A 12,457-nucleotide genomic window follows, 5' to 3' on the forward strand; every position below is an offset into this window, starting at 1 on the left:
GTGAAGCGTAGCGTCTCATCTTAGAGAACATGTTAAATAAATGTAAGCCCAGAGCAGTTTTCCGGGCTTTTTTTTTATCTCACAATCCCGCAACTCTATAATTAAGCGAGTTACGTAAAACTATAATTGAGCTAGTTACGTAAAAGTAACGGTGAGCGTTTTTAGCCACACTTTTATGTATTCACAAGGGTGAATCACAGGATGTGAAATGAAAGGAAAGGAAAACTTAAATGGCAGCGTTTCAAACATTAGACTATGAGATACCTGCATCTATGCAGAAAAATTGGCAGAACATCGTCAATTTGATTGCACAAATCGCCGAAGTCCCTACCAGTTTGATTATGCGTGTACATCAAAATCATATTGAAGTTAGCACATCCAGTGAAACAAATAACAACCCCTACCACGTTGGTGATAAAGAAGCGTTGGGTCACGGGTTGTATTGTGAACACGTCATTGAAAACAAACGCGAACTCATCGTAGTGAATGCACTACCTGATAAAGTTTGGTGCAATAACCCCGATATCAAATTTGGTATGATTTCTTACTGTGGATTGCCCCTTTTTTGGCCTAATGGGGAAACATTTGGCACAATCTGCATGCTTGACTCTAAAGAAAATCGTTATACGGACACCTATCGACAACTGCTCAACACATTTAAAGATGCGATTGAGGCCCAACTTGCCGTTGTATATCAACAACATAAATTGCTTCGACTCAATAGTGAACTGAAAAACCGAGTCGAAACTCGTACGACAGATCTCGCACAGTTAAGTTATTCCTTAGATAAAGAAATTGACCGACGAAAAGCCGCAGAGCGCCAAGTCAGTTATCAGAAAACGCATGATCAAGGTACTGGATTTTTGAATCGTGCGGCGTTAGAGGAAGTCTTAGATGAAACGCTTGAATCATTTGATCATAATGCCGAAACATTAGTCGTCATTGATGTGGGCTTTACTAATGCACGCAGCATTCAAACCAAGTATGGTTTTGAGGCATTTGACCAAGTATTAAAAGAGTTTCGATTTCGCTTGGGCCACAACGAATCGAGTTATTTCGTAACAGGAAGGCCAAGCTCTAATGATCTTGTTATTCTTATGTGGGGAGAAGAATTAGAATTGAAAGTGCAACACTTAGTTGACGACATATCACATGTGAGCCTTGGCAATTTCCCTATAGACAACACTGAGGTACACCTACATTCGTATATTGGGATCGCACAAGCCAAACAAGGCAATAATGCTAAACAATTGCTGCAAAATGCCTGTCATGCCATGCTTCTTTGCAAAGAATCAGGCGAAACGAGCTGTGTTTTTAGCGATAATCATATTCATGATCTACATCACCACAATCAGTTAGAGAGCTACCTTCTTCAAGCGGTTCGCAATGATGACTTAATGCTTTATTTCCAACCCAAGGTGTTACCTCACACGCACAAATGGATTGGCGCTGAAGCACTATTACGTTGGCGTCACCCAGTGCTCGGTGATATTTCTAATGAAGCACTCATTCATATGGCGGAACAAAATGGATTGATTTTCGAAGTCGGTTCATTTGTTTTACGTACTGCAATAGATAAAGCAAAACAATGGTCTGAGATCATTGATAACTTTAGAATTGCCGTCAACGTATCTCCAATTCAATTACAAAACGTAAATTTTGCAGAACAAATTGAACATCTACTCGATAGCTTCCATTTACCCGCTAAGTTTCTTGAGTTGGAAGTCACGGAGAGCGCTCTGATAGCAGACGAAGTTGTTGCTCGAAATACTTTGAATAAATTACACGACCTTGGAGTGACGTTGTCACTTGATGATTTTGGAACTGGCTACGCGTCATTTAGCTATTTGAAAAAGTACCCTTTTGACGCAATCAAAATTGATAAGAGTTTTGTGCATCAAATGGAAAAGTCTGACGATGACCGAGCTATCATCTGTTCAATTATTCACATCGCTAAGAAGTTGGACTTGCAAGTTGTTATAGAGGGCATTGAATCAACCCAACAAGAGCAATTTTTAATTGGTGAGGGATGTGACATTGGACAAGGCTTCTTATATGGAAAACCGATGTCTAGCAATGAATTTGAACAAAGTTTGTATAGTCAAAACCTCTTAGGTGGTCAATACACCTATTCTTCATAAGCAATTTCTTTACTCTGCTTGCGGTGGTTTCTATAATCGCGACCCGCTTCTAATAAAAAGGCCAATATCTTCATGGATCAGTTGACTGCCACGCTAAAAAAAATCGAAAAGCAGAACTATCGTGCTTACCAACAAATCAAAGGTCAGTTCGACTTCGGTGATTTCAACCTGCATATCGATCACGTTCAAGGTGACCCGTACGCTTCACCTTCTCGTTTGCGTGCCACTCGAGCATGGTCATTAACCGGCCTTGAATGGTTAAAAGATGAATCTCCAGCATATCAACGTGCTGCACGTGACTTTATTGCACGTAGTTTTGAACAGTTTGCGAAACAAGAAAACTCAGTATCTATCGCACTGAGTGGTCAAACGGTATTGGATAATACTGCGGTCGTATTTACTGAAGAAGGTATCGAACTGCGTTTTCGTGTGAATTTGCCAGCAGATGGTCGATCTGTTCTTGGTAAAAAGACCATCAATATCCTGACTTTCCACTTACCAAAGTTCATTCGCCGCGCGACACTTGAGCGTGAGTTGGATAAACAAGCAATGATTGAACACTGTCAGGTAATCGAAGACCAAGCGGCACTTCGAGAACAGTTAGAAGTGAATGGTTTAGTTGCGTTTGTAGCAAATGGTAGTGTTTTACCACGTATCGCAGGTAACTGTGACCTACCAATGAAAGATGCCGTTGAATTCAAGGCACCAGCGGCACTACAAGTAACACTGCACGCACCAAACAAAGGCCACATTACGGGTTTAGGCATTCCTAAAGGTATCACGTTGATTGTTGGCGGCGGTTTCCATGGTAAATCGACGCTTTTAAATGCCATTGAACGTTCAATTTATGACCACATTCCTGGTGATGGCCGTGAGTACATCGTTACAGACCATAACGCGATGAAGATCCGTGCGGAAGATGGTCGCTGCGTACACCATTTGAATCTGTCTAATTACATCAACCACTTACCAATGGGTAAAGATACAGCAGATTTCTCGACTCAAGACGCGTCGGGTTCTACCTCTCAGGCTGCATGGCTACAAGAGTCTATCGAGGCAGGAGCAAGCTCTCTGCTTATTGATGAAGATACATCGGCAACCAACTTTATGATTCGCGATGAACGTATGCAAGCATTGGTTGCAAAAGGAGATGAGCCAATCACCCCGTTGGTTGATCGCATCGGCCAATTACGTGACGAACTGGAGATTTCAACCATTATCGTTATGGGCGGATCAGGTGATTACCTGGACGTTGCAAATACCGTTATCCAAATGCATGATTACCAAGCGGTTGATGTAACAGAAAAAGCAAAACAGGTCATTGCACAGCACCCTACTCAACGTCACAACGAATCGGAAGAAAGCCTAAAAACGTTCCGTCCACGCGCTCTAAACCGAGTTGCTCTGATGAATATTCTGCTTGATGGAAAATTCCGAGTTAGCGCCAAAGGCAAAGATTCTCTACGTTTTGGTAAGGAATTCGCTGATTTAAGTGCACTTGAGCAATTAGAATCTGCGAGTGAAGTGAATACCATTGGCTGGTTATGGTTCCAATTAGCGCAGCTACCAGGATGGTGTGACAACCCAGCGAAAGAGATTGAGGAAATGCTGACGGGCGAATGGTACGCAAACCTACCTAAACAAGGTGATCTTGCGAAACCTCGTACTTTGGACGTCATGGCGGCACTAAACCGTATGCGTAAATCTCAGTTCAAACCATCTTGTTAAACTGATTAATTCCAATAATGAAAAAGCAGCATCTGGTGCTGCTTTTTCTTTTAACCTCTCAAAACTCATTTGCCATTTATGGCTACATTATCTGGACCTTTATTCTATTCTCAGAATACTCCACGCATCACATAGGGCCTTAAATCGCTCGGCATCGCCATTTTCTTTATCTGGATGCCAACGAAAAGCTAACTTGCGCCACTGCTTACGTATATCACCACTAGACGCATTAGCGTTAAGTTCAAAAAGTGAAAGTGCTTTAGATCGGCTAAGAGCGTTATTTGAAGCGCCACCTATATAACGTTGATATTGCTGCCAAAACTGATTCAATAAACGGTGGACTTCTCCCTCATTGGCCTCGTAGTTATCCCAATCAAGGTAATATTCCCTTAATGGATTATTGGTCTCAATAGGCTCACATGATGACTCATTAACATTCATCAACGCAATGTCCATTGCAACGACCTGTAGCCAACGTTCTGGATAAAGGTTAGCTTGTAAATGGTAGAGTGCATTCATGATCAAGAAATTACGCTTGAATAGATCGCAGTCCGGAGACGCATCAAGCAAGCCAATATAGCCGCGCTCCATTAATTCATGTGCTAACGTATGGACTTTCCACCCTGTCGGTTGCTTGCTGAGGATTTCTAGAATCGGCCACAATAACGAGTTTTCCATATTTTGCGGACCACTTTGGCTAACCTCTTGTCTTTCGTCCATACTCCCTCTTTTCGTTTGACTCGGTCTACTTGGTGCATTGATCGTGGCTTCAATATGTACTTTAAACCAAATTTATACCATAACCAGAAAGGCTGACAGTCATAAACCATCAGCCTTTCCAGTTTAAACTCGTTCCGTCAAATAACGCCGAGCTCTCTCAAACGTTCCATCAGATAACTGTGAGCAGTATAACGTTCAGAAAGCACTGTATCGGGTTTTGGGTTTTGGATGTAGGAAGAGAGGGAGAGAGATGCGTGAATTAACATTTTATTGTTGAGCTATTCGACGACATATCAACATAAACAGTAATCATCACTTTTGCGAAACAAACAATTGCACAGCGTTCAATTAAGTGTAATATATCGTCAGGATTTAATTGAAGGATCAAAAACTCTATGAGAAGTGTTTCTACTTTATTGGGTTTAACCATTTTCTACGCTGTCATATTTCTATTTTCAGCACTCGATCCAAGCTCACGTGCAGTATGGTTTGCAGAAATAGTTCCAGCCATTGGTATTCTTATCGCTATTTGGGCAATATCCTTACGTTATCAGTTCAGCAATACCGCATACGTTTTGATGTTTATTTGGCTTTGCTTGCACACCATCGGAGCGAAGTACACGTTTGCAGATGTGCCATTTGATTGGTTTAACAATTTAATTGCTTCTGAACGTAATAATTTTGACCGAGTCGCTCATTTCTCCATCGGATTATATGCCTATCCGATTGCTGAATTCTTAATCAACAAAAAGAAAGTCAGTGCGAGCTTCGCCTCGTGGTTTGCATTGTTTGCGATTATGTCTTTGGCCGCCGGTTATGAGATCATCGAGTGGTGGTATGCTGCACTCGCGGGTGGCGATGAGGGAATTGCCTTTCTAGGCTCACAAGGTGATATTTGGGACGCCCAGAAAGACATGCTATGCGACACCATGGGAGCTATAGTGTCGTTGCTTCTATTGACAACTCAACGTCGATTGGCGAAGCCATTCTAAATAAGGGTTAAATCCCTCTACAATTGGAACCTGTACGATTTGAGCTACTTCGTATTCGTGCAGGTTTTTGATTTTATCTTCCACTAATGCGTATAGATCACGCCGAGTCTTTATCACCATTAACCATTCGTTATCACTGCAAACTTCCCCTTTCCACACATAGTGACTCTCTATTGGCATGGTTTGGATACAAGCGGCCAACTTTGACTCGAGCAGACCTTTAACAATCTCATCACGGTTCTGTTGTGTACCTACCGTGCTCAGTACAATGCAGTATTCATGTTGTTCACTCATCATGACCTCTTATTTCATCGTCACTTTGCCGCCAATCATTTTATATGCAGGCGTTCCACGAACTAGTGTGTCTCTAGCAAACTCTTGTCCGCAATTAGGGCAAAGACAAGGTAACTGGGTAAAATCTTCTACAATACGTTCTTTGAAGCATTTGACCAGCGCCCCCTTGCCTCCTTTTCGATACTTGAATAACTGAGCTTTGCACTTAGCGCAGTATATTTCGACCGTTTTTTCCGGCTGTTTTTTATTCGGTTTTGCCATTTTTCTCTATTTCTGGTTTTACCCATACGTGGCTAAAGTCAAACCAACCAAGTGCATTACACTTCGCGTTTTGAAGGGCACCACTATGGTCTTTGTTCACACCAAGCCAACAATGGAACATAGGGATCACTTGGCAACTTTTTACTAACTGCCTGCCCAGTTCTCGAGCAGGGAAATCACTATGTTGTCCTGCTCTCCATTGGTCCACTAGCGTTGACCAACCTGAAAAATCGTAGCCCGCGCTAAACTTATCAATGTCACTGTAGTCGAGTAGCCAACCAGCCAATGCGTCATTACGGTTAGTCGCAATGCCCATCGCTTTGATCCAAACGTCCACTTCTTCTGGCTCTGGTGGTTGCGTGTCATAACGAATAAACGCCACGTCAATTCCGTGGGGTTTAAGTAGTGTTTTGATTGCTTTGGCTATTACCGGAAACATTGGGTGTTTCTTTTGATAAGCAACCCTGATGCTTTTATCCGATTGGGGTACCTCGCTTGTCATTGATGGTCTGAGATCAATCCATCCTGGTTTCAAACCAAAAGCTTGGAGTACACCTAACTCAATGACGGTATCTTGTGGGACATGAGAATAAACTTGATAGCTGTTCAATGTTTGACTTAAAAACTCCGCCCAACGAGGATCTTTAGCGATCCCGTTGTTTTTGTTGAGCAGCAAAAAGGTACAGCCCGGATCAAGTTCGACTTCATCTGTAGAGGCTTGCTTGTCCATTTGAGGCTTAGATAAACTGGGATAAACCATTGAAGAGTAGGCTTCATCGATAACCCACACTTCTACTTGATCAAGTAAAGATCGATAACCAAAATAACCATCAAATGCGGTCAGAATTAGGCGTTTCTCATCATTGACTTTAACTTGGAAAGGCCCCGTGCCGATTGGTTTTCTATCAAACTCCTCAGAACGAAGTGCTTTAGGCAAAAGAACTTTCGCTTGAGATTCACTAAGTGCGAGTGGTAAATATTTATCTGGGCGCACGAGGTGGATATCGACAGTCCATGGTTCTAAAGAGACGACTTTTTCGATATGAGAGAACAGGTTCAAGCCACTTAAAGCGACGATGCTTTCAATAACGCAATTCGTAGTCAGAAGCTCCCCGTTATGAAAACGCACCCCACGACGTAAATAGAATCGCCAATGTTTATCAGACAACGCTTCCCAATAGTGAGCAAGATCCGGTTGAAGCTGTTCGTTTTCATCAAGCTTAGTCAAACCGCTAAAAACCTGACGAGCAATATGTTGTTCCGAGCGGCGCATTGGCTTTTGAGGGTTCAACATCGACAATGGACGATAGTAAGGCAAACGAACAACTTGCTCACCTTGACGGTGTTGTAAGCCTAAATACCCTTGAATAACCTGAGTAAGTTTTGCGGCGTCGTTATCAAGCGCGTCTAATGCTTGACCAATCTTACCTTCATCAAGATAGCGACGAGCAAGGTTTTCACTGACATCGTTGCGGTTACGTTTAAAAACAAGCGTTGATAATTTGCCTCGTCCTGCAGCAGGATGCCATTCAATCCACCCCTCCTCTTCAAGTTTGTTTAAAACAATCCGAGCATTACGGCGAGTACAAAAGAGTGCATCGGTAATGTCTTCAAGTTGAACTTCTGAGTCATTACCAGAGAATTTTTCAAACAGTGTTTCAAATTGAACACGTAAACGAGGGCTGCTCATAAAGAGGAAATTTTAGTTTTCATAACGATAAACTTAGTTTCCTCATTTTTTGCAAAAAGTGCAAATACCGACGTACCATTATTGAACGTCGATACCAATTTCTTGTGCCAATTGACGAATTTGCTCTTCATTATCAAGTTTTATCGACCACTTTGTCTCCGCGCCATGGGCCAATACCACATTTGCTCCTCGACCCAATAACTGAATCGCGTCCGTCTGTGCTTGTAAAGTGACCATGCTAGCCCCCGTTAGTTTGATAACCACTTCTCTTTGGGTTGCAATGATCTTGCCTAATGAAAATTCAATAACCATCAAATCTTTTTCCTATTCACTTTCTTTTCTATTAACGCTCTTCCCTATTAAATTTCTTCCCTTTCAACCTGTTAGTCGCGGGCCGACTTTTCTCTGTGATGTTTTACCGCAATAGTTAAACGACTCGTACAAACCAAACGCTCGCGTTCATCGGTAATATTGATTTGCCACACCTGAGTTGACACACCTAGGTGGACAGGTTCTGCGGTTCCAATTACATGGCCACTGCGCATTGCTCGCACATGATTCGCGTTAATATCAAGCCCGACACAATAGCTTCCCTCGCCTACACAAAAGTTTGCCGCTAGCGAACCTAACGTCTCAGCAAGTACGACGGATGCACCACCATGAAGCATCCCCAATGGTTGATGAGTAAAATTGCACACAGGCATAGTGGCGCTAAGAGAATTGTCAGTAAAATCGGTATAGACAATTTGTAAGTGCTCCATCATGGTATTTTTGGAGGTCTCATTAAGAATGTCTAAATTGATTGGCTTTTTCCAGATGCTCATTTGAGGGCTCTTTTTCAATGAATTCTGGCCGTGAAACGGCGAAAAGTGTCGCCTAGGATAGTCTTTTATCCATGTTAACTTCAAGCCGCAAGAATACATTTATCACAACAATGAAAAGCCCTTAACTTCTTCATTGATGGCGCTATACTATTGGCACATAACAAAAAACAGATGGAGTTTATAATGAGGACATGGATTAAAGCCTCGATGCTTTTCACAATCGCTGGTTTAACTGCTTGTAGCTCTTCTCCTACCGGTCGAAATCAAATTCTGATGTTTTCTGATTCTGAGATGTCATCGCTTGGAGCAAAATCATTTGAGCAGATGAAGAAAGAAATCCCCATCAGTAAAAATAAAAAGACCAATGCGTATGTTCAGTGTGTCGCGAAGCACATTACAGACACGATTCCACCGCAACCTGGTTTTAAAGAATGGGAAGTTGTCGTATTTGACAGTGACCAAGTCAATGCGTTTGCTCTACCTGGCGGTAAAATCGGCGTTTACACTGGTTTATTGAAAGTGGCCAAAAACCAAGATCAACTCGCGACGGTTATCGGTCATGAAGTTGCCCACGTATTGGCCGATCACAGCAATGAGCGATTATCCCAAAGCCAATTAGCCAATGCGGGGTTGTCGCTCGCAAACGTTGCGCTTGGGGCTTCGGAATATAAAGAATATCAGCAAGTCACCATGTCTGCGCTTGGCCTTGGCGTTCAGTATGGCGTGATCTTACCTTATGGTCGTACCCAAGAATCAGAGGCAGATATTGTCGGTCTTAAATACATGGCGAAAGCGGGCTTTAACCCCAATCAAAGTGTCGATCTGTGGAAAAACATGGGTAAAGCATCGGGTGGTTCTCAACCTCCGGAGTTTTTCTCGACTCACCCATCGCACAGCACTCGAATTAAAGACCTTCAAACTACGATCAATACACTCCCAGTTTACAATGTGAAAGCACCAAAGTGTGGATAAAAAAATATAGATGCAGAAAGTGTGAGTAATCCCCGCGACACACCCAAACCATCAAAATAGATAAAGCTCCAAAATCGGAGCTTTATCTTTGCCTGTTACTTCTGAGATCAAGCTAAATTGAATGAGTATGAGTAAGATTTCATCCGATTTGCTACAGCCTATCACGTGCCGAGTATTTGTAACGGTAAACCAAGCAGACTGTCCCCAAGGCCAGCAAAATACCAAATAATGGCGATAAAGCCACCGACTGAGACAAGATACCAAGCAAAAGAGAATGCTTGACCATAACGTGTTAATGGCAATAAGTGACTGTGATGCCTTGTTCGCCATTCCATGACCACTTCCAACATACCCATCATCAGCAAGAATCCCAACAAGGTTAAACCAAAGGTATAACTGATATAAATACCCAGAAACGCCGCTAGAATACTCCCGACTAGACCAATCCAACTGTTCATTGAAAAAGTGATACTCTTCAATACATGTCCACCATCCAAAGGCAAGATCGGTAGAAGATTGAAAAGGTTTAACAAGGCATTAAACACAGCCAAGCCAGCGAACACTACTTCACCAGTCACCCAATAAACTATTGTTAATACGATGCTCAACACCAGACCAAAGAATGGCCCCATGATTGAAATCACCACATCTTGCCAACGAGTGTTAATTTTCTCATCACTAAGCGCTAAACCACCAAGAAAAGGAATGAGATAAATACCTTTGGTTTTCATTCCAAAGTATTTCATGGCTCGAATATGGCCGTATTCGTGAAAAACCAAACAAGCAACCAGCGCTAGCGCAAATTCAATAGAAAATAACCACGAATACGCAGCTAAACTAGCAGAAGCCAACGCGACCTTAATTACTTTGGCACTTTTTAGGGCTTTCATTCCTAGAGAAACCAAGCCAATAATACTAAAACGCTTTTCTGCTGGTGGTGCTTCAACAGGTACTTGTCGTTCAATATCTTTTTCGGTTCTGACACCTTCGGTCACGAGATCATCATTCACCAACGCTTGATAGGTAAAATGGAATGGTTGCCAATTAAGCTCACATTTAACCTGACAATGCAGAATATCTTCACCAGATGTTAATCTAAAATGATGGCTAGATGTTCCTGAATCATCATCGCTGGCATCAATTTGCGATACCAATGTGTTGTCCCAAAATAGTTGTTGCCATCCGGCCATCGAGCCTTCAACTCTAAGTGGTTTCCCTAAAAATTCAATGTGTAGTAATTCCAACGCAAACTCTACTGACAAAACACGAAACCGCGATTATGCCTGCTATTAGGTTTAACGGAAAGTGTCTATCCAATGGGATTAGGTTCATATTTAACGTGAAATAAGCAAAATATTTCTGGTCTTACCATTCTTGTTAAAAATACAACGCTAATACAAGGCATTACCGCACCGTGTTTGACCTATGCATCAAATTTAAAACGTAATTTGACCTCAAACTTTGACAAGATGACCAACATGCAATTAACATAATTGTTACATTAGAGTTATAAGTCTATCTCATAACAACGGATGTAAACGCTACATAACAATTACAAAGACTTCGGTCTAGCACAATGACACCCTAGGAGGGTCAAGGATGAACAAGAAGCACTGCTCTCTGCTTACGATTTCGATATTGTTTGCGTGTAATGCCCAATCTGCGGGCTTTCAGGTTGCTGAGCACTCAGCATCTGGTCTTGGTAGAGCATTCTCAGGTGAAGGTGCGGTTGCCGACAATGCCAGCGTATTAGCTCGTAACCCTGCCGCAATGACACTTTTCAAAGAAGCTCAATTCTCAGGCGCACTGTCTATTATTGACCCGGAAGTCAACGTCTATGACACGCTCCATAAAGAGCACGCCGATGATGTTGCCCCTCTTCAGGTTGTTCCAGCAGGTTATTACATCAGTCCAATTAATGACCAATGGGCATGGGGCATTGGCATGTTTACGACGTATGGTGTTGCGACAGACTACCCAGATGATATCTCCGCAGGTGACATGGCCGGTGATACCTCTCTACTTTCTGTAAACATCAACCCTAACATTGCATACCGAGTCAATGAACAATTCAGTGTTGGTGGTGGTATTAACTTGGTCTACGCACAAGCTGAGCTGACACGACACAAAGGTGCGCTTGCGGGTGTCTTGGGCGGAAATAAATCAGACAAACTTATTGGTATGGAAGGCGATACATTCGCTTGGGGTTGGAATATTGGTGGCCTATTCGAACTCAATGAGAACAACCGATTTGGCTTTGGTTATCGTTCAAAAGTAGACCTTGATTTCGATAATGGTGAGTTCAGTAGCTACGACTCTGGGATCGCTTCCGCACCAAAAGTTGATGGTCGACTGCAAATATCTCTTCCGTCGATTATCGAACTTTCAGCGTTCCATCAACTGAATGATCAATGGGCAATTCACTACGGTTGGCAACAGACCGATTGGAGCACATTCAAAGAGCTAAAAGCGACAAGCCCAGATTGTGCGGGTGGCGTTTGTTTCTATAAACCGGAGAAGTACGAAGATAACAATCGTTACTCATTTGGTGGCACCTATACATTAAACAGCGAATGGACGCTTCGTGCTGGTATCGCGTTCGATGAACAAGCTGGTAAAGCAACCCTTAGTATTCCAGACAGCGATCGTTTCTGGTACAGCGCAGGCGTGACTTATGCCATGCGTGAAAACCTAACCTTTGATGCAGGCTTTGCATTCGTTAAAAGTAAATCAGGCTCGTTTACCGAGACTAACGCTCTAGATCAAGAGATTACTTTTGACTCAGAGGGTTCAGCATACATCAGTGCTGTACAAATGAACTACACATTCAAGTAA

General features: G+C 42.5%; 12 protein-coding genes and 1 pseudogene. 5 read left to right on the forward strand and 8 right to left on the reverse strand.

Translation table 11 applies throughout. From position 1 onward, the window contains the following. The first annotated feature begins 230 nt into the window (after positions 1-230). Positions 231-2,141, forward strand: coding sequence for an EAL domain-containing protein (locus KHN78_RS16475; protein WP_211917299.1), 1,911 nt, complete (start codon positions 231-233; stop codon positions 2,139-2,141). A gap of 72 nt (positions 2,142-2,213) precedes the next feature. Then, entirely contained in the window at positions 2,214-3,869 is a 1,656-nt protein-coding gene (locus KHN78_RS16480; protein WP_211917301.1) for an ABC-ATPase domain-containing protein, read from the forward strand. A 99-nt stretch (positions 3,870-3,968) separates the two neighbouring features. On the opposite strand, the gene KHN78_RS16485 is transcribed toward KHN78_RS16480, so the two are convergent. Both KHN78_RS16485 and KHN78_RS16490 read right to left on the reverse strand, forming a co-directional pair. Further along, on the reverse strand, positions 3,969-4,589 hold the full coding sequence (locus tag KHN78_RS16485) for a DNA-J related domain-containing protein (RefSeq protein WP_211917303.1): 621 nt from the start codon (positions 4,587-4,589) through the stop codon (positions 3,969-3,971). A gap of 137 nt (positions 4,590-4,726) precedes the next feature. Next, positions 4,727-4,847: pseudogene (locus tag KHN78_RS16490) on the reverse strand (isopenicillin N synthase family oxygenase); the annotation flags it as partial. A gap of 137 nt (positions 4,848-4,984) precedes the next feature. Here KHN78_RS16490 and KHN78_RS16495 point away from each other — a divergent pair. Beyond that, on the forward strand, positions 4,985-5,581 hold the full coding sequence (locus KHN78_RS16495) for a DUF2238 domain-containing protein (RefSeq protein WP_211917305.1): 597 nt from the start codon (positions 4,985-4,987) through the stop codon (positions 5,579-5,581). On the opposite strand, the gene cutA is transcribed toward KHN78_RS16495, so the two are convergent. From cutA to KHN78_RS16520, 5 genes are all read right to left on the reverse strand, one after another. Further along, positions 5,543-5,875, reverse strand: a complete 333-nt coding sequence (cutA, locus tag KHN78_RS16500; RefSeq protein WP_211917307.1) for a divalent-cation tolerance protein CutA — start codon at positions 5,873-5,875, stop codon at positions 5,543-5,545. The two genes, KHN78_RS16495 and cutA, sit on opposite strands and share 39 nt — an antisense overlap. A 9-nt stretch (positions 5,876-5,884) precedes the next feature. Then, positions 5,885-6,136, reverse strand: coding sequence for a hypothetical protein (locus KHN78_RS16505; protein ID WP_211917309.1), 252 nt, complete (start codon positions 6,134-6,136; stop codon positions 5,885-5,887). Next, positions 6,120-7,826, reverse strand: coding sequence for an SgrR family transcriptional regulator (locus KHN78_RS16510; protein WP_211917311.1), 1,707 nt, complete (start codon positions 7,824-7,826; stop codon positions 6,120-6,122). The genes KHN78_RS16505 and KHN78_RS16510 overlap by 17 nt, the downstream gene beginning before the upstream one ends. 78 nt (positions 7,827-7,904) lie before the next feature. Then, complete coding sequence (locus KHN78_RS16515) at positions 7,905-8,138, reverse strand: DUF3389 domain-containing protein (protein ID WP_211917313.1); 234 nt, start codon at positions 8,136-8,138, stop codon at positions 7,905-7,907. A gap of 71 nt (positions 8,139-8,209) precedes the next feature. Then, positions 8,210-8,650: a hotdog fold thioesterase gene (locus KHN78_RS16520; protein ID WP_211917315.1), complete on the reverse strand. Its 441-nt coding sequence runs from the start codon at positions 8,648-8,650 to the stop codon at positions 8,210-8,212. A 183-nt stretch (positions 8,651-8,833) separates the two neighbouring features. Here KHN78_RS16520 and KHN78_RS16525 point away from each other — a divergent pair, with 183 nt between their 5' ends. After that, positions 8,834-9,622 carry a M48 family metallopeptidase gene (locus KHN78_RS16525; RefSeq protein WP_211917317.1) on the forward strand — a complete coding sequence of 263 codons (789 nt, stop codon included), beginning with the start codon at positions 8,834-8,836 and terminating at the stop codon, positions 9,620-9,622. A gap of 161 nt (positions 9,623-9,783) precedes the next feature. On the opposite strand, the gene KHN78_RS16530 is transcribed toward KHN78_RS16525, so the two are convergent. Then, complete coding sequence (locus KHN78_RS16530) at positions 9,784-10,812, reverse strand: site-2 protease family protein (RefSeq protein WP_223917814.1); 1,029 nt, start codon at positions 10,810-10,812, stop codon at positions 9,784-9,786. A gap of 409 nt (positions 10,813-11,221) precedes the next feature. On the opposite strand from KHN78_RS16530, the gene KHN78_RS16535 reads away from it, so the two are divergent. Beyond that, a complete protein-coding gene (locus KHN78_RS16535; RefSeq protein WP_211917321.1) occupies positions 11,222-12,457 on the forward strand; it encodes an outer membrane protein transport protein in 1,236 nt (411 codons plus the stop codon).

The organism is Vibrio sp. B1REV9 (assembly GCF_905175395.2).
In the GTDB taxonomy this organism is placed as follows: Bacteria; Pseudomonadota; Gammaproteobacteria; order Enterobacterales; family Vibrionaceae; genus Vibrio; species Vibrio alfacsensis.

Bases quoted from the DNA above. Each gene is read 5' to 3' on its own strand.
- KHN78_RS16475 (WP_211917299.1), top strand. From the start codon at position 231: ATGGCAGCGTTTCAAACATTAGACTATGAGATACCTGCATCTATGCAG.
- KHN78_RS16480 (WP_211917301.1), top strand. From the start codon at position 2,214: ATGGATCAGTTGACTGCCACGCTAAAAAAAATCGAAAAGCAGAACTAT.
- KHN78_RS16485 (WP_211917303.1), bottom strand. From the start codon at position 4,589: ATGGACGAAAGACAAGAGGTTAGCCAAAGTGGTCCGCAAAATATGGAA.
- KHN78_RS16495 (WP_211917305.1), top strand. From the start codon at position 4,985: ATGAGAAGTGTTTCTACTTTATTGGGTTTAACCATTTTCTACGCTGTC.
- cutA (WP_211917307.1), bottom strand. From the start codon at position 5,875: ATGAGTGAACAACATGAATACTGCATTGTACTGAGCACGGTAGGTACA.
- KHN78_RS16505 (WP_211917309.1), bottom strand. From the start codon at position 6,136: ATGGCAAAACCGAATAAAAAACAGCCGGAAAAAACGGTCGAAATATAC.
- KHN78_RS16510 (WP_211917311.1), bottom strand. From the start codon at position 7,826: ATGAGCAGCCCTCGTTTACGTGTTCAATTTGAAACACTGTTTGAAAAA.
- KHN78_RS16515 (WP_211917313.1), bottom strand. From the start codon at position 8,138: ATGGTTATTGAATTTTCATTAGGCAAGATCATTGCAACCCAAAGAGAA.
- KHN78_RS16520 (WP_211917315.1), bottom strand. From the start codon at position 8,650: ATGAGCATCTGGAAAAAGCCAATCAATTTAGACATTCTTAATGAGACC.
- KHN78_RS16525 (WP_211917317.1), top strand. From the start codon at position 8,834: ATGAGGACATGGATTAAAGCCTCGATGCTTTTCACAATCGCTGGTTTA.
- KHN78_RS16530 (WP_223917814.1), bottom strand. From the start codon at position 10,812: ATGGCCGGATGGCAACAACTATTTTGGGACAACACATTGGTATCGCAA.
- KHN78_RS16535 (WP_211917321.1), top strand. From the start codon at position 11,222: ATGAACAAGAAGCACTGCTCTCTGCTTACGATTTCGATATTGTTTGCG.